Source organism: Nitrosomonas sp. Nm166, assembly GCF_900112825.1.
Taxonomy (GTDB): Bacteria; Pseudomonadota; Gammaproteobacteria; order Burkholderiales; family Nitrosomonadaceae; genus Nitrosomonas.
Genome location: NZ_FONE01000015.1, coordinates 1 through 21,468 on the forward strand (window position 1 = coordinate 1; position 21,468 = coordinate 21,468).

The 21,468-nt window shown below is 50.5% G+C and carries 15 protein-coding genes and 1 pseudogene; 11 read left to right on the forward strand and 5 right to left on the reverse strand.

The window, feature by feature from the left end; all coding sequences use genetic code 11:
* The 4 genes and pseudogenes from BM021_RS15455 to BM021_RS05900 all read left to right on the forward strand — a co-directional run.
* Positions 1–501, forward strand: a pseudogene (locus tag BM021_RS15455) (hypothetical protein); the annotation flags it as partial.
* 355 nt (positions 502–856) lie between these two features.
* On the forward strand, positions 857–2,836 hold the full coding sequence (locus tag BM021_RS05890; protein WP_090719840.1) for an integrin alpha: 1,980 nt from the start codon (positions 857–859) through the stop codon (positions 2,834–2,836).
* A gap of 234 nt (positions 2,837–3,070) precedes the next feature.
* Positions 3,071–5,077, forward strand: a complete 2,007-nt coding sequence (locus tag BM021_RS05895; RefSeq protein WP_090719841.1) for an integrin alpha — start codon at positions 3,071–3,073, stop codon at positions 5,075–5,077.
* 236 nt (positions 5,078–5,313) lie between these two features.
* On the forward strand, positions 5,314–7,281 hold the full coding sequence (locus BM021_RS05900) for an integrin alpha (protein ID WP_090719843.1): 1,968 nt from the start codon (positions 5,314–5,316) through the stop codon (positions 7,279–7,281).
* Between the two features lie 425 nt (positions 7,282–7,706).
* Here BM021_RS05900 and BM021_RS05905 read toward each other — a convergent pair whose 3' ends face one another.
* The 3 genes from BM021_RS05905 to ovoA form a co-directional block, all read right to left on the reverse strand.
* Positions 7,707–8,723, reverse strand: a complete 1,017-nt coding sequence (locus BM021_RS05905; RefSeq protein WP_090719845.1) for an IS110 family RNA-guided transposase — start codon at positions 8,721–8,723, stop codon at positions 7,707–7,709.
* A gap of 110 nt (positions 8,724–8,833) precedes the next feature.
* Positions 8,834–10,006: a MalY/PatB family protein gene (locus BM021_RS05910; RefSeq protein WP_090719849.1), complete on the reverse strand. Its 1,173-nt coding sequence runs from the start codon at positions 10,004–10,006 to the stop codon at positions 8,834–8,836.
* Positions 10,003–12,117 carry a 5-histidylcysteine sulfoxide synthase gene (ovoA, locus tag BM021_RS05915; protein WP_090719852.1) on the reverse strand — a complete coding sequence of 705 codons (2,115 nt, stop codon included), beginning with the start codon at positions 12,115–12,117 and terminating at the stop codon, positions 10,003–10,005. The genes BM021_RS05910 and ovoA overlap by 4 nt, the downstream gene beginning before the upstream one ends.
* Positions 12,118–12,332: 215 nt before the next feature.
* On the opposite strand from ovoA, the gene BM021_RS05920 reads away from it, so the two are divergent.
* The 6 genes from BM021_RS05920 (at position 12,333) to BM021_RS05945 (ending at position 19,375) form a co-directional block, all read left to right on the forward strand.
* On the forward strand, positions 12,333–13,022 hold the full coding sequence (locus BM021_RS05920) for a TIGR04282 family arsenosugar biosynthesis glycosyltransferase (protein WP_090719854.1): 690 nt from the start codon (positions 12,333–12,335) through the stop codon (positions 13,020–13,022).
* On the forward strand, positions 13,015–13,704 hold the full coding sequence (locus BM021_RS05925; protein ID WP_090719856.1) for a TIGR04283 family arsenosugar biosynthesis glycosyltransferase: 690 nt from the start codon (positions 13,015–13,017) through the stop codon (positions 13,702–13,704). Before BM021_RS05920 ends, BM021_RS05925 begins: the two co-directional genes overlap by 8 nt.
* 40 nt (positions 13,705–13,744) lie before the next feature.
* On the forward strand, positions 13,745–14,791 hold the full coding sequence (locus BM021_RS05930) for a methyltransferase domain-containing protein (protein WP_090719858.1): 1,047 nt from the start codon (positions 13,745–13,747) through the stop codon (positions 14,789–14,791).
* A complete protein-coding gene (locus BM021_RS05935; protein ID WP_256207804.1) occupies positions 14,782–15,741 on the forward strand; it encodes a radical SAM protein in 960 nt (319 codons plus the stop codon). The genes BM021_RS05930 and BM021_RS05935 overlap by 10 nt, the downstream gene beginning before the upstream one ends.
* 9 nt (positions 15,742–15,750) lie before the next feature.
* Entirely contained in the window at positions 15,751–17,892 is a 2,142-nt protein-coding gene (locus BM021_RS05940; RefSeq protein ID WP_090719862.1) for an FAD-dependent oxidoreductase, read from the forward strand.
* 286 nt (positions 17,893–18,178) lie between these two features.
* A complete protein-coding gene (locus BM021_RS05945; protein WP_090719864.1) occupies positions 18,179–19,375 on the forward strand; it encodes an HAF repeat-containing PEP-CTERM protein in 1,197 nt (398 codons plus the stop codon).
* Positions 19,376–19,427: 52 nt separating this feature from the next.
* Here BM021_RS05945 and BM021_RS05950 read toward each other — a convergent pair whose 3' ends face one another.
* Together BM021_RS05950 and BM021_RS05955 are read right to left on the reverse strand one after the other, a co-directional pair.
* Entirely contained in the window at positions 19,428–20,024 is a 597-nt protein-coding gene (locus tag BM021_RS05950; RefSeq protein ID WP_090719866.1) for an HIRAN domain-containing protein, read from the reverse strand.
* A 50-nt stretch (positions 20,025–20,074) separates the two neighbouring features.
* Positions 20,075–20,614 carry a glutathione peroxidase gene (locus BM021_RS05955; protein ID WP_090719868.1) on the reverse strand — a complete coding sequence of 180 codons (540 nt, stop codon included), beginning with the start codon at positions 20,612–20,614 and terminating at the stop codon, positions 20,075–20,077.
* A gap of 397 nt (positions 20,615–21,011) precedes the next feature.
* On the opposite strand from BM021_RS05955, the gene BM021_RS05960 reads away from it, so the two are divergent.
* The gene (locus tag BM021_RS05960; RefSeq protein WP_090719928.1) at positions 21,012–21,467 is read left to right on the forward strand and encodes an NUDIX hydrolase; all 456 of its coding nucleotides are present in this window, start codon (positions 21,012–21,014) and stop codon (positions 21,465–21,467) included.
* The last annotated feature ends 1 nt before the right edge of the window (position 21,468 follow it).

Consider the following 21,468-nt stretch of genomic DNA (forward strand, 5'->3'; position numbering starts at 1 on the left):
CGTGGCACTCCCGGGGATGATGTCCTCACGGGCACATCAGCAGCAGAACGCTTCGAGGCGGGGGATGGCAATGATCGAATGATCGGTCGCGGTGGCGCGGATGAGTTTCTGGGTGAAGCAGGTGATGACTATATGCGGGTATGCGATCTTGATTTTGAGTCTGTGGATGGCGGCGTCGGCAACGATACGCTGGCCTTGGGTGGCAGCGGCTTGAATCTGAATCTGACCGATATGGCCGGCAAGATCAGCGGCATCGAAACCATTCGATTGTTTGGCACCGGTGACAATACCTTAACACTAACCGCAGCGGATGTGCTCAACCTGTCGGATACCAGCAATACTTTGAAAGTCAACGGTAATGAGGGCGATCGCATCGTTGGATTAAGCCGTGGCTGGGGAGATGGGGGAATTCATGATGGCTTTCATACCTTCTTTAATGATGCGGCGGTGCTGCTGGTTGGCGTAAATGTAACAACAGATTTTGCAAGTTTTAGTGGATAGTAACTTATCAGTTAAATTACCCCCTGGTTTGGGGTAATTTAACTCTGCTGTTGTTAAGATCCACAAGCTTATTAATTCTCTTGCCTGATCTTGTCTGACGGATTCTCTCCAATTGATCTGCTCTTCGATCAATATTAGAAGTTTTCAAAATCACTTGTTAAACTTTGAAAAGCCCAGTGCCAAATAGCGTGAGTTGTTCCATTGAAATGCCTATTCTCTTGATTTGTCAGCTAACTGCTCAGGTTGTAAGTAGGATTTTTCTGAGGTAATATCACTTCGTTATCTTTGAAATAACGCAATAAGTATTTATTTCAAGTAAGTTTTTTTGATAAATCTCTTTGAAGGAGTTCTTGATATGGCTACCACAGTGATTAACTTATCCAGCCTCAATGGTACTAACGGTTTTCGTTTGGATGGAGAGGCGGCGTTTGATTATTCAGGTAGATCAGTCAGCAATGCCGGGGACGTTAACGGCGATGGTTTTGATGATTTGATTATCGGTGCCTCTAGAGCTGATCCGAACGGCAATTTGTCCGGCTCCAGTTACGTGGTATTTGGCAAGGCTACCGGTTTTGACGCCGCATTGGATCTATCTAGCCTCGATGGCAGCAATGGTTTCCGCCTGGATGGGGAGGCGACGGGTGATTCTTCGGGCGGATCGGTCAGCAATGCAGGAGATGTCAACGGCGACGGTTTTGATGATTTGATTGTTGGTGCTTCCGTCGCTGACAGTTACAGTTTTTCCGGCTCCAGTTATGTGGTATTTGGCAAGGCGTTAGGTTTTGATGCCACAATTGATTTATCCAGCCTCGATGGCAGCAATGGTTTCCGCCTGGATGGGGTGGCGGATGGTGATTCTTCGGGCGGATCGGTCAGCAATGCGGGGGATGTCAACGGTGACGGTTTTGATGATGTGATTATCGGTGCCCATGGCGCTGAACCGAATGGCGATTTTTCCGGCTCCAGTTATGTGGTATTTGGCAAGGCGTCAGGTTTTGACGCCGTGCTGGACTTATCCAGCCTCAACGGCACTAACGGTTTCCGCCTGGATGGGGTGGCGGAGTATGATTCATCGGGCATTTCGGTTAGCAATGCCGGAGACATCAATAGCGACGGTTTTGACGATTTGATTGTCGGTGCTCTTAATGCTGACCCGAATGGCGAAGGCTCCGGATCCAGTTATGTAGTGTTTGGCAAGGCTTCCGGTTTTGATGCTGCGCTGGATTTATCCAGCCTCAATGGCAGCAACGGCTTTCGCTTGGATGGGGTGGCGGAGTATGATTCATCGGGCATTTCGGTTAGCAATGCCGGAGACGTCAACGGCGACGGGTTTGATGATGTGATTATCGGTGCTTCTAGAGCTGACCCGAATAGCATTCCCGGCGCTGGTTCCAGTTACGTGGTGTTTGGTAAGAACTCAGGTTTTGATGCCGCATTGGATCTGTCCAGTCTCGATGGGAGCAACGGTTTCCGTCTGGATGGGGCGGCGTATGATGTTTCGGGCGGCTCGGTCAGCAATACCGGAGACGTCAACGGCGACGGTTTTGATGATGTGATTGTCGGTACTCTCTCCTCCGGCTCCAGTTACGTTGTGTTTGGCAAAGCTTCCGGTTTTGATGGAACAATTGATTTATCCAGTCTCGACAGCGATAGCGGTTTTCGTCTGGATGGGGAGACACCAGATGATTCTTCGGGCAGATCGGTTAGCAGTGCAGGAGACGTCAACGGCGATGGTTTTGATGATTTGCTTATCGGTGCCTATCTTGCTGACCCGGATGGCAGTAACAACGCTGGCGCCAGCTATGTAGTGTTTGGCCGTAGCGACTTTGGCGGTGGCAATGTCATACTAGGTACTCCCGAGGATGACATCCTCACGGGCACATCAGAAGCGGAACGCTTCGAAGCGGGGGATGGCAATGATCGGATGATCGGTCGCGGTGGTGCGGATGTGTTTCTGGGTGAAGCAGGCAATGATTATATCCGGGTATCCGACCTTGGCTTTGAGTCTGTGGACGGCGGCATTGGCAACGATGCGCTGACTTTGGGCGGCAATGGCTTGAATCTGAATCTGACCAATATGGCTGGTAAGATCAACGGCATCGAAACCATTCGCCTCTTTGGCACCGGTGACAATACCTTGACGTTAACCGCAGCAGATGTGCTCAACCTGTCGGATACCACGAATACCTTGAGAGTCAATGGCAATGCCGGTGATCGCATCGTTGGATTAAGCCATGGCTGGGGAGATGGCGGTGTTCATGACGGCTTTCATACCTTCTTTAATGACGCAGCAGTGCTGGTGGTTGGGGTCAATGTGGCGACAGATTTTGTTTAAAAGAACTGCCATTTCGAGCGCAGCCGAGAAATCTATGTTGTGGATTCCAAAGATTCCTCACTGCGTTCGGAATGATAAATGTAGGTTATTGAAGCCTCATCTCTATCCATCACAAAACCGCTCAGGTTGTCAGTAGGATTTTTCCGGCGTAGTATCCACTTAGTTGTTTGTAACCTAATAAGTATTTATTTCAAGTAAGTTTTTTTGATAAATCTCTTTGAAGGAGTTCTTGATATGGCTACCACAGTGATTAACTTATCCAGTCTCGATGGCAGTAACGGTTTTCGCCTGGATGGAGAAGCAGCAGATGATCGAGCAAGCGTATCGGTGAGTAATGCAGGGGACGTCAACGGCGACGGTTTTGATGATGTGATAGTCGGCGCCGTCTTTGCTGACCCAGATGGGATCGACGGTGCAGGATCCAGTTACGTGGCATTTGGCAAGGCGTCGGGTTTTGATGCCACCATTGATTTATCTAGCCTCGATGGTAGTAACGGTTTTCGCCTGGATGGGGTAGCGGCTGGTGATTTTTCGGGCGGTTCGGTCAGCAGTGCCGGAGACGTCAACGGTGACGGTTTTGATGATGTGATAGTCGGTGCCCCGTACAGCAACCAGAGTGCCAGTTACGTAGTATTTGGCAAGGCTTCTGGTTTTAGTACCACAATTGATTTATCCAGCCTTGATGGCAGCAATGGTTTCCGCCTGGATGGAGAAACGGCGTATGACCGGTCGGGCAGATCGGTCAGCAGTGCCGGGGACGTCAACGGAGACGGTTTTGATGATGTGATAATCGGTGCCGTGGGAGCTGATCCGAACGGAGACTACTCCGGCTCCAGTTACGTAGTGTTTGGCAAGGCTGCCGGTTTTGATCCCACGCTGGATCTATCCAGCCTCGATGGCAGCAATGGTTTCCGCCTGGATGGAGAAGCGGCAAATGACTTTTCTGGGTTTTCAGTCAGCAGTGCCGGCGATGTCAATGGCGACGGTTTTGCTGATGTGATTGTGGGCACCCATACGCCTGTTGATTTGGACAGCAACTACAACGCCGGATCCAGTTACGTAGTGTTTGGCAAGGCTTCCGGTTTTAGTGCCACATTGAATCTATCCAGTCTAGATGGTAATAACGGTTTTCGCCTGGATGGGGCGTCGGAGTCGCAGTCGTCGTTGTATTATTCGGATACTTCGGTAAGCAATGCGGGGGACATTAACGGCGATGGTTTTGATGATGTGATTGTCGGTATTTACTCTGCTGATCCGAATGGCATTCACTCTGGCTCCAGTTATGTGGTGTTTGGCAAGGCTACCGGTTTTGATCCCACGCTGGATCTATCCAGCCTCGATGGTAGAAACGGTTTTCGCCTGGATGGGGAAATGGCGCATGATCAATCGGGCAGATCGGTCAGCGGCGCGGGGGATGTCAACGGCGACGGTTTTGATGATCTGATTGTTGGTGCCCCCCATGCTGATCCGAATGGCATTCACTCTGGCTCCAGTTATGTGGTGTTTGGTAAAAACTCGGATTTTGATGCCACAATTAATTTATCCAATCTCGGCAGCGATGATGGTTTTCGCCTAGATGGAGAAGCGGAGTTTGATAATTCGGGTAGATCAGTCAGCAGCGCAGGGGATGTCAATAATGATGGTTTTGATGATCTGATTGTCGGTGCACCAGAAGCTGACCTGGATGGTATTGACTCTGGTTCCAGCTACGTAGTATTTGGCAGAAGCAGTTTTACTGATGATGGTGTAATACGAGGCACGCCCGGGGATGATGTCCTCACGGGCACATCAGCAGCGGAGCGCTTCGAGGCGGGTGATGGCAATGATCGAATGATCGGCCGCGGCGGGGCGGATGTGTTTCTGGGTGAAGCGGGCAATGATTATATCCGGATATCCGACCTTGGCTTCGAGTCTGTGGATGGCGGCATTGGCAACGATACGATGGCCTTGGGCGGCAGCGGCTTGAATCTTAATCTGACCGATATGGCTGGTAAGATCAGCGGCATCGAAACCATTCGCCTGTTTGGCACCGGTGACAATACCTTGACGTTAACCGCAGCGGATGTGCTCAACCTGTCGGATACTACTAATACCTTGAGAGTCAATGGCAATGAAGGCGATCGCATTGTTGGATTAAGCCATGGCTGGGGAGATGGCGGTGTTCATGGTGACTTCCATACCTTCTTTAATGACGCAGCAGTGCTGCTGGTGGGTGTAAATGTAGCGACGGATTTTGCTTAAAAGAACTGTCATTTCGAGCGCGGCGAGAAATCTGTGCTGTTGATTCTAAAGATTCATCACTGCGTTCGGAATGACAAATGTGGGTTATTGAAGCCTCATCCCTATCCATCACAAAACCGCTCAGGTTGTTAGTAGGATTTTTCTGAAGTAGTATTCCCTTTGTTATTTTAAAATAACGCAATAAGGTTTTCTTTCAAGTAAGTTTTTTGATAAATCTTTTTGAAGGAGTTCTTGATATGACTACAACTGTGATTAACTTATCCAGCCTCGACGGCAGCAATGGTTTTCGCCTGGATGGGGATTATTCGGGCAGGTCGGTCAGCAATGCAGGAGACGTCAACGGCGACGGCTTTGATGATGTGATTGTCGGTGCTCATAATGAGAATCCCTATGACAATTCGCCCGACGCCAGTTACGTGGTATTTGGCAAGGCTTCCGGTTTTGATGCCACCATTGATTTATCCAGTCTCGATGGCAATAATGGTTTTCGCCTAGATGGAGCGGCGAATGATTTTTCGGGCACTTCGGTCAGCAGCGCTGGAGACGTCAATAGTGACGGCTTTGATGATGTGATTATCGGTGCCCCCCTTACTGATTCAAACGGCAATTACTCCGGTTCCAGTTACGTGGTGTTTGGCAAGGCTACTGGTTTTGATGCCACCATTGATTTATCCAGCCTCGATGGCAGCAATGGTTTCCGCCTCGATGGAGAAACGGCGTATGACCGGTCGGGCAGATCGGTCAGCAGTGCCGGGGACGTCAACGGAGACGGTTTTGATGATGTGATTATCGGTGCCCCCCTTACTGATTCAAACGGCTATTACTCCGGCTCCAGTTACGTGGTGTTTGGTAAGGCTTCCGGTTTTACCGCTACGCTGGACCTATCCAGCCTCGATGGCAGCAATGGTTTCCACTTGGATGGGGAAGCGGCGGGTGATTTATCGGGCAGATCGGTCAGCAATGCAGGAGATGTCAACGGCGACGGTTTTGATGATGTGATTGTCGGCGCCCCCACCATAAACGATGTCGGCTCCAGTTATGTAGTATTTGGCAAGGCTTCCGGTTTTGGTGCCACATTGGATCTAGCCAGTCTCGATGGCAGCAACGGCTTCCGCCTAGATGGGGAGACGGCAAATGATCGGTCGGGCTACTCAGTCAGTAATGCAGGGGACGTGAACGGCGATGGTTTTGATGATGTGATTGTTGGTGCTGCCTTTGCTGACCCGAACGGCGCTTTTTCCGGCGCCAGTTACGTGGTATTTGGCAAGGCTTCCGGTTTTGATGCCGCACTGGATTTATCCAGCCTCGACGGCAGCAACGGTTTCCGCCTCGATGGGGAGGCGGCGGGTGATCAATCGGGCACTTCGGTCAGCAATGCAGGAGACGTGAACGGCGACGGTTTTGATGATGTGATTGTCGGTGCTTTTGGAGCTGACCCGAACGGGCCTTTATCCGGCTCCAGCTATGTGGTATTTGGCAAGGCTTCTGGTTTTGATGCCACCATCGATTTATCCAGTCTCGACAGCAATAGCGGTTTCCGTCTGGATGGCGTGGCGGGTGATGCTTCGGACTCGGTCAGCAATGCAGGGGATGTCAACAGCGATGGTTTTGACGATTTAATTGTCGGTGCTCCCTCTGATAGGAACGGTGATTTTTCCGGCTCCAGTTACGTGATATTTGGTCGTAGCGACTTTAACGGTAATGGCAATGTCATATCAGGTACTCCCGGGGATGATACCCTCACGGGCACATCAGCAGCAGAGCGCTTCGAGGCGGGTGACGGCAATGATCGAATGATCGGTCGCGGCGGGGCGGATGAGTTTCATGGTGAAGCAGGCAATGATTATATGCGGGTACCCGATCTTGGCTTCCGTTTAGTTGATGGCGGCATCGGCAATGATATTCTGGCTTTGGGTGGCAGCGATTTGAATCTGAATCTGACCGATATGGGTAGCAAGATCAGCGGCATCGAGACCATTCGCCTGTTTGGCACCGGTGACAACACTTTGACGTTAACCGCAGCGGATGTACTCAATCTGTCAGATACCACGAATACCTTGAAAGTGAATGGCAATGAGGGCGATCGCATCGTTGGATTAAGCCATGGCTGGGGCGATGGCGGTGTTCATGGTGACTTCCATACCTTCTTTAATGATGCGGCAGTGCTGCTGGTGGGTGTGAATGTGGCGACGGATTTTGCATAACAGGCTGTTGAAAAACTATCTGCGTTGCTGCTACGGTGTTAAAAACAGGCTCAAAATGCTCATTTATTACGCATAAACTGCGCTTTTTCGCCTGTTTTTGCCTTGAATCGGCTGCCTCGAAAACGTTTTTCAACGTATATGGACTCATCCTGTTTTGCAAGCAAAATTTGTGATGATTTTAAGGTGCAACTGCTTCCGTATATCCGGCTTCTCGTTGGATAGCTTTACTATCCGAGCCATGATGGATTTCGCGCGTAAGATTCAAATCGGCCTGGCGGCTTTGCCTTGTCATGTGTCAGGCAGGGAGCCTGTTGAAAAAACTGAATGACTTACGCCGGTCTGACCTGTTTGCCATCATTTCATTTTGCTACGCAATTACCAGTGGTTTTCCCCTCTGCTAAACAAAACTTGCTCTCATTACAGCGCTATGCTGCCTTCTTGTAAGACTCGCCACGGCTCAATATCGACCATGCAATACGCGCATTCTTGTTGGCTAACGCCACCGTTGCAATGTTCTTGTTGCGCCGCGCAGCCAGACTTTTTACCCAGCGGCTTCGTCCATCCTCTTTGTTTTTGGCGGCATTAAGCGCAGCACGGGCGCCATGTATCAACAGCATGCGCATATATTTGTCGCCGCGTTTGCTGATCCCCCCGAGCCTGTTCTTGCCGCCGCTGGAATATTGCCGCGGCGTCAAACCCAGCCATGCGGACATGTCCCGGCCACTGTTAAACTGTGTGCCGTTGCCCACTGCCGTGACCAGCGCACTGGCAGTGACCGGGCCGATCCCTTCTACTTCGAGCAGCCGCCTGATGCGGTCATCCTCACGGGCTGTCTGGGCAATTCTGGCGTCAAAGGCTGCAATGCTGTCATCCAGTGCGCGCAACTCCTCGCCAAGCCCGGCCAGCAACACACGAAAACTCCCCGACAATCCATTCTCACCATCTTCCAATAACTCAGGCAACGCCTTGCGCAATCTCCCAATCGATGTTGCGACCACAATACCAAACTCGGCCAGTAAACCCCGTATCTCATTGCTTAACGCCGTGCGTGATTTGATCAGCCGGGCACGGATGCGGTGTTCCGCCTGAATAACCTGCTGCTCGGCCGTCTTGATCGCAACAAAACGCATGTTCGGCCGGCCAACAGCTTCACAGATCGCCTCCGCATCATTGACGTCGTTCTTGCCGCTCTTAACGTAAGGTTTCACAAACTGCGGCGCCATCAATCGAACTTCATGGCCCAGCTTGCTCAGTTCGCGCGCCCAGTAATGCGCGCTCCCGCATGCTTCCATGCCAATCAGGCATGGTGTCAGTTTGCTGAAATAATCCAGCATCTGCGATCGGCGCAATTGCCTGCGTACCAGTACCTTCTCCGTTCTGTCCACGCCATGAACCTGGAATACCTGCTTCGCCAAATCAACTCCGATACGTGCTATATTCATAATCTCCTCCCGCTTTTTGATTGCTAAAATCTTTAGTTTGGCACATTGCGATGCCGTTGAGTGGGAGGAGTCCATTCCATTGGCCTGATAAAGGTTTTGTTGCTCACAAGCTACTCAATTTTCCGCGCCTGACGGATTTTTTCCAACACCCGTAAGACCGTTGGACGCGGTGCACCGATATTCAACCGCATAAACCTGCTGCCTTCCTGCCCAAACTGCGTGCCAGGATTCATACCAACGCCTGCTTCGTGGATGAAGAAATGTTTTAGTTGCGCATCGGTCATGTTCATTGCCCGGCAATCCAGCCATAACAGATAGGTGCCTTCGGATTTGATGACTTTGATTTCCGGCAAATGTTCGTTCAGAAATGTTTCAACGCTGTCGCGCGTATCTTGCAGGTAAATCAGCAGGGCTTCCAGCCAGGCTTCGCCTTCGCGGTAGGCGGATTCAAAAGCGGTGATGCTGAACGGGTTGGATGCGCTGACGTGCAGCGTATCGAATACTTTGGTAATGACATGGCGGGTGGATGGGTCGGGAATGATCAGCGCCGATAAATTCAATCCGGGGATGTTGAATGTTTTGCTGGGGGCGACGGCGGTGATGAGGTTGGCAGGATGCTCCGAGAAAGTGGCCAATGTGTGGTGCCGGTTGCCGGGGTAGATCAAATCGGCGTGAATCTCATCGGAGAAAATCATCACCTCGTGTTTTGCGGCAATTTCCAGCAAACGTTCTAATTCTGAGGTCTGCCAGACACGCCCGACCGGATTGTGCGGCGAACAAAGCAGTAGCAGACGCGCTTGCCTCATGCAGTGTTCCAGATGATCAAAATCGATGGTATAACGGCCATTCTGCAGCAACAGTGAATTCTGGATCAGCTTCCTGCCGGTTTGGGTGACGGCGGAGAAAAACGGAAAATAGACCGGCGGTTGAATAATGACGGACTCACCAGGTTGCGTGAACGCCATCACGGCGGCATTCAGAGACGGCACTACGCCGGGGCACATCACGATCCAGTCACGTTGAACGTTCCAGCCGTGGCGCCGCTGCATCCAGTCGATCAGTGCGTCGTATAAACTGTCCGGAAACAGCGTGTAGCCGTAAATGGGATGGGCAGCGCGTTCTGTCAGTGTACGGGTGACTGCGGGGGGTGCGGCAAAATCCATGTCCGCCACCCACACCGGGATGACGTCACTGTTGCCAAACATGTTTTGCCGTCCGTCGTACTTGACGCTATTGCTGCCTTCGCGGTTAATTTCGTGGTCAAAGTCAAAACCACTGCTCAAGAAATCTTCTCCCAGATGGTGACTTCCGACAGCGTGTGCTGGAATTTGCGCCTGGTTTCGCGAATCACAAACGGCACTGATTGCGGACCTTGAATCAGGCGGAAGTGTTTGCCGAGAATTTCTTTCAGGCCATCCAGCGTGGTGAAATTCTCGCCATCGCGCTTGAATCCGCCGATCCAGGCTTCTTTTTTGGTGTGCTCGGTCAACCAGGTGTAAGGCGATGTGATCATCAGCAAGCCACCGCTATTGATGCGCGTGTGAATGCTGTTGAGCAGCTTGGCTGGATCGTACAGGCGGTCAATCAGATTGGCGGCAAGGATCAGGTCGTAACCGGTGAACAGGGGTTTCAGGTTGCACGCATCGCCTTGGTAAAACTCGACTTTATTTTTGACGTGATCCAGCTCCAGGCTGGCGAGCGTACGCTCCTTGTAGGAAACCAGCTCGCCCTCATCGGTCAATGTGTAGCGCAGCAGGCCTTGTTGTGCCAATTGAACGCCCTGGTTGATGAAGCGCGCGGAAAAATCGACTCCGGTGACGTGATCGAAAGCGCGCGCCAGCTCAAACGTGGCGCGGCCGGAGGCGCAGCCCAAATCCAGAGCGGTATGTTTAGGACGGTTGCCCATCGCCGCGATGGCGATTTCCGCCAGTGCTTTGGGGAAATTGGGCACGTCGAAATAGGTGTCGCCGTAATGAAATTCAGCGTATTCCGACAGCAGTTTGTCAGTTTCATAGTTGGAGCCTGGTTGGGTTGCCGGCGCAGCCGATACGACATAGCGGAAACCTGCGTGCTGAAAGAAATGTCGGCGAAACGCGTAACGTGAACTGCGCAATGATTCGTTACCGCAGGCAATCCAGGAGCCACCCTTGATTAGATTGTGCTGGTTATCAAAAGTAGGCGTGGTGAAGTCGTCGTACAGCGGATGCACGTCAAAGCCGGGAAACGGATAGGTGGGTGTTTCAGTCCATTGCCATACATTGCCGACGATATCGAAAAACTCTCCGTGCGCAAATTCGGTTACCGGACAACTGGAGGCATAGTAGTCCAGATGCAGATTACCTGAAGCCTTCGCATTCGGTGGTACCTCGGATAACTGGGTAACATCGTACAGGCGGTACCATTCATCCTCTGTGGGTAACCGAATCGGTTGGCCGGTAGTGGCAGCTTTCCAGTTGCAGAACGCTTTGGCTTCATGGTAGTTGACTTCTACCGGCCAGTCCCACGGCATCGGTATTTCTTCCGTCATGAGCCGCAGGTACCAGGCATTACCTTTTTTAACCCAGAAAGTGGGATATTCCGCTTGTGTGAATTTCTGCCAGGAGCGGCCTTCTTCCTGCCAATGGCCTTCCGTGCGATAACCATTGGCTTCGACAAAGGGCAGGAATTCCTGGTTGCTGACCAGATATTTGCTGGCCTGAAAAGCGGGAATATCTGCCGTGTGCAAGCCGTATTCGTTATCCCAGCCGTAATGCAATTGATCGGTTTTATTTTTACCGATGGTAACCGTGCCTGCAGCAACAGGAATGAGTTCATTATCCGGCGCTGTACCAGCTTTACGGCATGGCTGCCAGTCGGGATGCGGTTGCACAAATTCGAGTGCATGCTGGCGGATCAAGACAGAGGAAGTTTCCAGATGAATGAGTTCATGTTCAGCACCCATCAGAATCGGCCACCACGGACTTTCCCAGGTGATCGGCAAGGTCAGCGGCAGGGTGGTGATTAATTTGTCGACCATGTTACGCATGGCTTTGCGATAAGCACGCACTTCTTCCACGCTAGGCCAGTCGTAATGCGTGCTGTCCAGATCATCCCAGCTCATCTCATCGACCCCGACGGCAAAAGTCGATTCCAGTCTTGGATTGATGCGTTCAGTGATGAGTCCGGCAAGAATCAGTTTGTTGACAAAGAACGTGGCTGTATGCCCCAGATAGAAAATCAACGGATGGCGCAGTGAAATGGATTTTTTATAGTAAGCTTGATCGTTACGCAGCGTTTCGAAAAGCTGTTCATAACGGTCCAACGCGGTGTGAAAATAAGTGCGTATCTCTTCACGCTTTAAATTGACATCGTCGCCATCCAGTAAAGGAGTTCTTTGAAATAAAGGTTGTGACATAGCTTAATAATTAACGGATTATTCACTTTTTGGCGGGTATTATAACGTCTCAAGCTTTTCAGATCATGTTTAATCCGGAATGAATGTGCTTTGTTATTGATTAATAATGCTTTTAGGAAATGGAAAGTGCTGATGTCCGTCCCCTCTGAAGCTGTGGATATTAAGGATTTAGCTGGATGTTTGGTTGGTGAATTTTAAAAAATGCGCGAAGAAAAATGAGTGAGGCTACGCTGGTTCTGGTGTGCAAGCGGCCCGCTGCCGGGATCGGAAAACAACGGCTGGCAGCGAATCTGGGCATTGCAATGACGCACCAGGTTGCCACTGCATTACTGGCCTGTGCGCTGGAAGATGTCTGTGAGTGGCCCGGCCCGGTGGTGATTGCACCCGCCAGTGCAGAAGATGTGGAATGGGCGCGAGACCTGTCCATTTCGATTCCTTCCGCGGTGACGATTGTGCCGCAAGCAACGGGTAACCTGGGGCAGCGACTGAATGCATTGGATCAGGCATTGCGTGCGCAAGACATGGAGCAACTGGTATTCATCGGTAGTGACGCACCGGGATTAAGTGCCGCAGATTATGCGGCTGCCCGTAGCGCATTGCAGCGTGCGGATGTGGCGCTGATTCCAGCACGGGATGGCGGTGTTGTGCTGATGGCCAACCGGCGAGCATGGCCGGATTTATCCCTGCTGCCGTGGAGCAGCGATCGATTGGGAAGCGCGCTGATGGATATTTGCCGCGTTGCAGGGCAATCGGTAAAAACATTCGGACAAGGTTACGATGTGGATGAAATAGATGATTTTCTCAAACTGACCACCTTCCTGCAGCAGGATTCACGGCCGGCACGCCGGGCATTGCGGGGACTTGTAGACACTATTATCACTACGATGGGTATCAGCAATGCTTGAATTCAGCGTCATCATTCCTTGTTATCGCGATGAGCAAAAGCTGGCTTGTTTGCTCGCGCAATTGCAGGAATTTCCCCGCCAGTTGGATGAGATCATCGTTGTAGACGCTGCCAAGAGTGCAGATTGTGCAAAGGCTTGCGCGCAATTCCAGGTGCGACGGCTCATCAGTGAACCTTGCCGTGGGCAACAATTGCTGGCGGGTGCGGCGCAGGCAAAAGGCGAGGTTTTGTGGTTCTTGCATGCCGATGCGCAATTATCCGTAGATCCGTTGGGGGCAATGACAAGAGCGATTACACAAGGCGCAATCGGGGGATATTTTCGTTTCCGTTTTGCCAATCCGCGCGCATGGCCGGCATGCATTCTGGAGCCAGCGATTGCGTTACGCTGCCGTTTCGGTGTGCCGTATGGCGATCAGGGGATTTTCATGGCGCGCTCCGCTTATCATCAGGCGGGTAGGCACGCGCCTTGGCCATTATTCGAGGAAGTGCCTCTGGTACGCGCCGCACGCCAGTTTGGCAAATTTTTGCCTTTATCTGAGCCTATTTTTGTCGATTCGCGGCGCTGGCAACGCGATGGCTGGTGGCGGCGCACCTGGAACAACCGCAAGCTGGCCTTGAATTTTATGCGCGGCATTACACCTCAGGAGCTGGCTGCAGATTATCATTCTAAAATCGATTCCTGAGTGACATAATGACATTTATCATCCAACGACGAGGAATACCATGCAAGAGATTGTACAAAAATATTATGGCGAAACATTGACGGGAAGTCAGGATTTGCAGACCAATGCCTGTTGCACCGATGCAGGCCTGCCGCATTTCGTCAAACCGTTGCTGGCACGGGTGCATGCGGAAGTGCAGAAGCGTTATTACGGCTGCGGCCTGGTTTTACCCGAATTACTGCAAGGTTTGACAGTGCTGGACCTGGGCTGCGGGGCAGGGCGTGATGTGTATGTGCTGGCGCAACTGGTCGGTGAGAAGGGTCAGGTGATTGGAGTGGATATGACCGAGGAACAATTGGCAGTGGCGCGCCAACATGAAAAATATCACCAGCAAGCGTTTGGCTACCAGCGCAGCAACGTTCGCTTTCTGCACGGTTATATCGAGCGCTTGCATGAACTTGAATTGGCGGATGCCAGCGTGGATGTGATCGTATCCAATTGTGTCATTAACCTCGCGCCGGATAAGGCGGCGGTATTGCGTGAAGCTTTTCGTGTGTTGAAACCCGGCGGGGAATTGTATTTTTCTGATGTCTACAGTGACCGGCGTATTCCGGCGGCATTGACGCACGATCCGGTGCTGTATGGAGAATGCTTAAGCGGCGCGCTGTATTGGAACGATTTTCTGCAACTGGCCCGTAAACAGGGGTTTACCGATCCACGTCTGGTGGACGATCACCCGATCAGGATTGATAACGCGGCGCTGGCAGAAAAAACCGGCCATATCCGTTTTTATTCGGCGACCTATCGTCTGTTCAAGCTGCATGATCTGGAACTGGCGTGTGAAGATCACGGGCAATCCGTAGTGTATCGTGGCACCATTCCGCACCATCGCCATGCATTCCGGCTCGATAAACATCATTTTATTGAAACCGGCAAGCAGTTTCCGGTGTGCGGCAACACCTGGCGCATGTTGCATGACACACGCTTCATGCAGCATTTTGATTTTTACGGTAATTTTGATCAGCATTTTGGTATTTTCCCCGGTTGCGGCATGGGGATTCCGTTTGCTGATGCCGTTACCGGTGAGCAGAAAAGCGGGTGTTGTTAAGCATGAATGCGATCATTGCACCCACACCCGGTGCACAGCGTACGCGTTCCAGGCTGTGGCGTGTCACACCGGATGGCAAGCCACGTGGTTTTATCCGCTCGCATGCGTTGGAGGAATTGTGGTTTCACACGGGTACTGCATGCAATCTGGCTTGTCCTTTTTGCCTGGAGGGTTCCAAACCCGGCGATGATCGTCTGCAGCTGATGCGCTTCGACGATGTTAAGCCCTTTATCGACGAAGCACTGACACTGGGCGTCAAGCAATTTTCTTTTACCGGTGGTGAACCTTTTGTGAATAAAGATTTGGTGCGCATTCTGGATTATGCATTACAGTATCGTCCCTGCATGGTGTTGACCAATGCCACCGAGCCCTTGCTTAAACGTCTGCCGCAGTTAAGGCCACTGCGGGAGCGGTCGCATGCTTTGCACTTTCGCGTCAGTCTGGATCACTTCTCAGCCGATCAGCATGAGAAGGCACGAGGTGAAGGTACTTTTTCAATGGCACTGGATGGTTTGCGTGCATTATATGACATGGGATTTACCATATCGGTAGCCAATCAAGCTATTCCAGAATTGCCCGCCTATAAAGTGGCTGAGTGTTTTGCACAAGTTTTTCGCGGCGCCGGCTTGCCGGAGAACTTGCCGCGTATTGAGTTTCCTGAATTCCATCCACCTGGCGTAGCCGTTACAGCGCCACAGATCACGCAGAGTTGCATGGTGGATTATCAAACCGAAGCCACGCTCCGGAAGTTTATGTGTGCATTCAGTCGCATGGTGGTCAAGAGTGAAGGGCAATGCAAGGTATATGCGTGTACACTGGTGGATGATGACGACGATTATGTGCTGGGAGAAACACTTGTCGAGAGTTTGCAAGTGCCAGTCAGCATGAAACATCACCGCTGCTATAGTTGTTTTCGGTATGGGGCTTCGTGTAGTGAAATGAAACGATAAAGGATACCTATGAAATACCGCTGGTGGGTACTGATTCTGTTCGGCCTGCTGATCGGGTTGTATTTCAGTTTTGATTTGGGACGTTTTCTGACACTGGATACGCTCAAAGACCAGCGCGATGCATTACAACAAGCGTACCGGGAAGAGCCACTTTTAGTAATCGGTATTTATGCGCTCACCTATATCGTGCTAACCGCTCTATCGCTTCCAGGCAGCGCTACCATCATGACATTGACGGGTGGCGCTATGCTAGGCTTATGGGTCGGTGTGCCGGTAGTGTTAATATCATCCACGATCGGCGCAACATTGGCTTTCTGGACAGCGCGTTATGTATTGCGCGACGCCGTGCAGCGACGCTTCTCGGATCGGCTGAAAACCATTAATAAAGGCCTGGAGCGCGATGGCGCCTTTTATTTATTTACGCTGCGCATGGTGCCGGCTGTTCCGTTTTTCCTGCTTAATTTGTTGATGGGGTTGACCACCATCCGCAGTTCGACTTTCTTCTGGGCCAGCCTGGCCGGTATGTTCGCTGGCACAACCGTGTACGTAAATGCGGGTACACAATTGGCAGCGATTACCCACGTGTCGGATATCTTGTCTCCAGCATTAATTGCTTCATTAGTTGCACTAGCTTTGTTTCCATGGCTGGCGCGCTGGGGTATCGGATTGATCAAAATCCGTCGGCTTTATGCACGTTGGACCAAGCCTGCTCAGTTTGACCGCAATCTGATCGTGATTGGTGCCGGTGCTGCCGGCCTGGTCAGCGCGTATATCGCGGCGATTACACGCGCCAGGGTGACGTTGATTGAAAGCCACAAAATGGGCGGCGATTGTCTCAATTATGGTTGTGTACCTTCCAAGGCATTGATCCGTACCGCTACTTTCTTACAACAGGCAAAGAACGCCCAATCCTTGGGTATCACACAAACGCATGTGCAGTATGATTTTGCCGCTGTGATGGAGCGTGTGCGGCGCGTGATCAGAACCATCGAGCCGCACGACTCAGTAGAACGTTACACGCAATTGGGTGTAGAAGTATTGCATGGAAAAGCCAACATTACTTCACCCTGGTCGGTGGCGGTGGATGGGCAAACGCTCACGACGCGCGCCATCGTCATTGCAACCGGTGCGCGTCCCTTCGTGCCACAAATTCCGGGACTGGAGTCGGTGCGTTATTATACTTCCGACACCATCTGGTCGCTGACTGAGCGGCCGGAACGCCTGATTGTACTGGGCGGCGGGCCGCTTGGCTGCGAATTGGCGCAAGCATTTGTCCGCCTGGGTTGTCAGGTGACACAGGTGGAGCGCGGCGACTTGATGCAACGAGAAGATGCCGATGCGGTAGCGCTGGTTAAAGCGGCATTGCGAGCGGATGGCATTATTTTGATGATGCAAACGGAGGCGCTACGTTGTGAATCAGAAGATGGTGCGCAATATTTGATCGTTCGTGGCAAAGACGGTGCAGAAATCAAATTACCGTTTGATGCACTACTATGTGCGGTTGGCCGAGTGCCACGCACGGAAGGGTTTGGGCTGGAAGAATTGGGCATTCCACTTTCCTCCCAGCGTACTATTGAAACCAACGACTGGCTGCAAACCATTTATCCCAACATCTATGTCTGCGGCGATGCCGCCGGACCCTACCAATTCACCCACACAGCCGCGCATCAAGCATGGTATGCCGCAGTCAATGCACTGTTTGGCGCTATCAAACATTTCAAAGTGGATTATTCAGTGATTCCTTGGGCTACCTTCACCGATCCGGAAGTTGCACGGGTAGGGCTATCGGAAAATGAAGCAAAGGCGCGCGGCATCGCCTTCGAAGTGACGCGTTTCAATCTTGCGGATCTGGATCGTGCGATTACCGATGAAGCCGCGCATGGCTTTGTAAAGGTACTGACGGCGCCGGGCAAGGGTCGCATTCTTGGTGCCTGCATAGTCGGCGCGCATGCCAGCGATTTATTGGCTGAATTTGTACTGGCCATGAAGCACGGCCTGGGCCTGAACAAAATTCTGAGCACTATCCATACCTATCCTACCTGGCCGGAAGCCAATAAATATGCAGCAGGGGAATGGAAGCGTGCACATGTGCCGCAATGGCTGCTGAGATGGGTGGAGAGATATCATGAGAGAAAACGAGAGAAAGGATAATGGGGCTATAATTGAGGTTGAATTTCGTGGAATTTCAGAGATTGTGCCTTGATTTTATTAATTTTATTTAACGGAGGAATTCAGTTCATAGTACTTTGTCTGCAAGATCGCAGTATTACTTTTTAATACTTTCCAATATCCAGAAGATTCTAAAAGTCATTGATAACGCTCTTACTTTTGCGTTTTTACAATGAAAAACCTTGTAAGTATTATCTATTTTGGAATATTGATATTTTTACCATACAGGTAGTTAAATTAATAAACTCATTCACTTCTGAGAGGTATCATGAATATTCAACGATCAGGATTCAAACGCATCGCAATCGTTCTTGCCGGAATTTCCACCGCATCAATCTCCACAATGGCTCATGCCGACTGGTCAATTAAAGGATTAAACCTGCATGGATTGAGCAGCTACGTCTATGGCATCAACGATTCCGGTCAGGTGCTCGGCGAATCCTCTGCTGATGCTGATGATTTTAATACTGTTTATTATCCTTTCGTTACGGGCCCGGACGGTGTTGGCATGACAGAACTGAGTTTCAGGGCATTTGGAATCAATGATTCCGGACAAATGTGGGGAGCTTTTAATAGTGCTGATTTTACTTACAATTCTTTTATCACTGAACCGGATGGTGTTGGTATGACCTTGCTGGGCAGCCTTGATGGAGATGACGGCAGTGTTGCCCGGGATTTCAATAATTCCGGGCAGGTGGTCGGGTATGATTTAGTGAATGGCTCTTACCACGCTTTTATCACAGGCTCTGATGGCATCGGCATAACCGATTTAGGTACTTTAGGGGGAGGCGAAAGCAAAGCTTATGGCATTAACGATTTTGGGCAAGTAGTCGGTTCATCCTATGTAGATAATGAGCATAACAATATTCATGCTTTCATGACGGGTCCCAGCGGTGATGGCATGACGGATCTGGGTACCTTGGGCGGAAGATCCAGCACTGCCGAAGCTATTAACGATTCCGGTCAAGTAGTAGGGACTTCTGCTATGGTTGATGGCACTGCGCATGCTTTTATCACCGGGCCTGATGGAATTGATATGAAGGATTTGGGAACCTTGGGCGGATTTTACAGCGAAGCCATCGATATCAACGACTTGGGAGAAGTAATTGGAAAAGCCTATACCGCTGATGATCACAATCATTCCTTCCTTTTCAGTCATGGCGGAATAACTGATCTTAACCTGCTCGATGCGGTGGTTGCGGCTGGCTGGAAAGATCTTCACGTAATAGACATCAACAACCACGGACAGATTGTTGGGGTTGGGACTAATAGAAATGATATTCAGGAAGCGTTTCTACTATCGTATACATCTGACACTGTATTTACTCCTAGTCCAATATTTATTCCGCCTGCAATGTCCCCACCGCCTCCACCAATTCCCGAACCCGAAACCTATGCGATGTTGCTGGCCGGTTTAGGCTTGCTGGGATTTGTGATGTGGCGCAGAAAGCCAATTGAGGAGTAGCTGAAATTTGCAGTTAGTTTGTAACGGGAGCTTTATGCTCCCGTTGGCTGATTTATTCAAGCGGTTCAAGATCGAGCTTTACAGTGTAACTGGGCGTTTTGCCATCCACCGCGTTTTCGCGCGTAATGATGGCATCACAAATAGTAGTTTGATCCGAAAGCCCCTTCTCATCGAGCCTGCGGCGAAAGATGTTGGCCTGTTCGCGGTTGAACTGGCCGATTGTGCGGTTATTGATATCCACGCGCACAGCACGGCTGTCGTAGGGGTTCTCATTGTCCGGTATCAAGTGGGCTTTCAGGATGTAAGCATCAGGATCGATAACCTCATCAAAGTCTATGTCATTTTCCTGTGCCAATTGCTGGATAGCTCCTTGATAGGACTTTCCTGCCATTTCAACTGCGAATTTCCCCGATGCTAGCCAGGCAAAATAGCCTGGTGAATGGGTGTTTTGTTGCGAGTTGCCTTTTGATGGTGCCGCAACTTGTTGGGCGGCGATTTTATATCTGTTTACATAGAAAATTATCGCTGCCAGGCATGTGACTGGAAGAATTGCATCCTTGCCTGCGCCGGTGCCTGCGAGAAATCCGAGGATCAACGAGAAAGATAAAATTTGTAATAAGCTCAGCTTTGGCGCTGCTTTTTTTTGCATTTGTAAGAGAATCAGAAAAATTCTTTTGGAAGCATTACTTTCTCATCAATTTATTGTTGCAAAGCCTGCTCAATGGCGGCTACAACGGCTGGGTCAAACGGTTTGGTATGCGCACTGAACTGTGTGATGAGCTTGCCATCGCGGCCGATCAGGTACTTGTGGAAATTCCAGGTGGGGTAAGTGCCCGAGAGTTCGGCAAGTTGTACATAGAAAGGATGCGCATGTTCTTTTTTTACCGGTATTTTTTCGAACATGGGGAACTGGACGTCATAGGTGAGACGGCAGAAATTCTGAATTTCCGCTTCGGTGCCTGGTTCCTGACCCATAAAGTCATTGGATGGGAAGCCCAGTACGACTAGCCCCCGCTGTTCATATTTTTCATACAGCTGTTCTAGTCCCTCGTACTGCGGCGTGTAGCCGCATTTACTCGCGGTGTTGACGACAAGTAGTACTTTGCCAGAGTAAGCTTCACATAAATTCACAGTTTCCGATGCAGCGAGTCGGCGGAAATTCTGATCCAGCAACATGCTGTTGCAGGCAAAAGCAGCATTAACCAGAAAAGTCATGATCAAAATAAGAAGAATACGCATGTGTTTTCTCCGATTGATGGGTGAATAGACGAAAACCTGCGTTTATTCTATCTTACTTTTTAAATTAATTTCATTAACGTGGACTTATCAATCGCATATCGCCGCCTCTCATTGAACATTTCATCAATCAGTCATTTCATTGCTATCAGGTAGCTTGCAGATTTGGATAAGATGTATGTTTGGCCTAATTCGAAAGCAGTGGCATCAGCGGTTAATTAGAAACTTGTGTATAGGTGATCAGTCTGAAGGAAATTTTTTAATTCAACCGGATTCTTGTGTCACTGCGATCAGTGCGATAATAGGCAGATTTCAAGCTAAGTAACAGGAATGGCAGAAACAGCAGGGGATGCAAAATATCTGCGCTGGTCAATCATCCTATTTATCTATCATGAAAACTATGATCTGGAAACCTAATGTAACGGTTGCGGCCGTTGTTGAACAAAACGGAAAATATTTGCTGGTCGAGGAAGAGCCTGAAGCAGGTTCAGGTCTGTTTTTAAATCAGCCTGCAGGGCATCTGGATCCAGGAGAATCCATCATTCAGGGGGTCATCCGGGAAACGCTGGAGGAAACTGCCTACACCTTTGTGCCTGAGTATTTGCTGGGTATTTATCAATGGCATTCGCAGCGCGCGGATGCTACTTATATTCGATTTGCATTTGGCGGGCATGTGACACATCATGATCCTGCGCGGATACTTGATACGGGGATTCTGCGCGCTGCCTGGTTTGATCTGGATGAGATTAATCAAATGGCTCATCGTCATCGCAGTCCACTGGTGATGCAATGTATTCAGGATCATCTTGCCGGTAAGCATTACCCCTTGGAGTTATTGATGCACTATGACTCGTGAT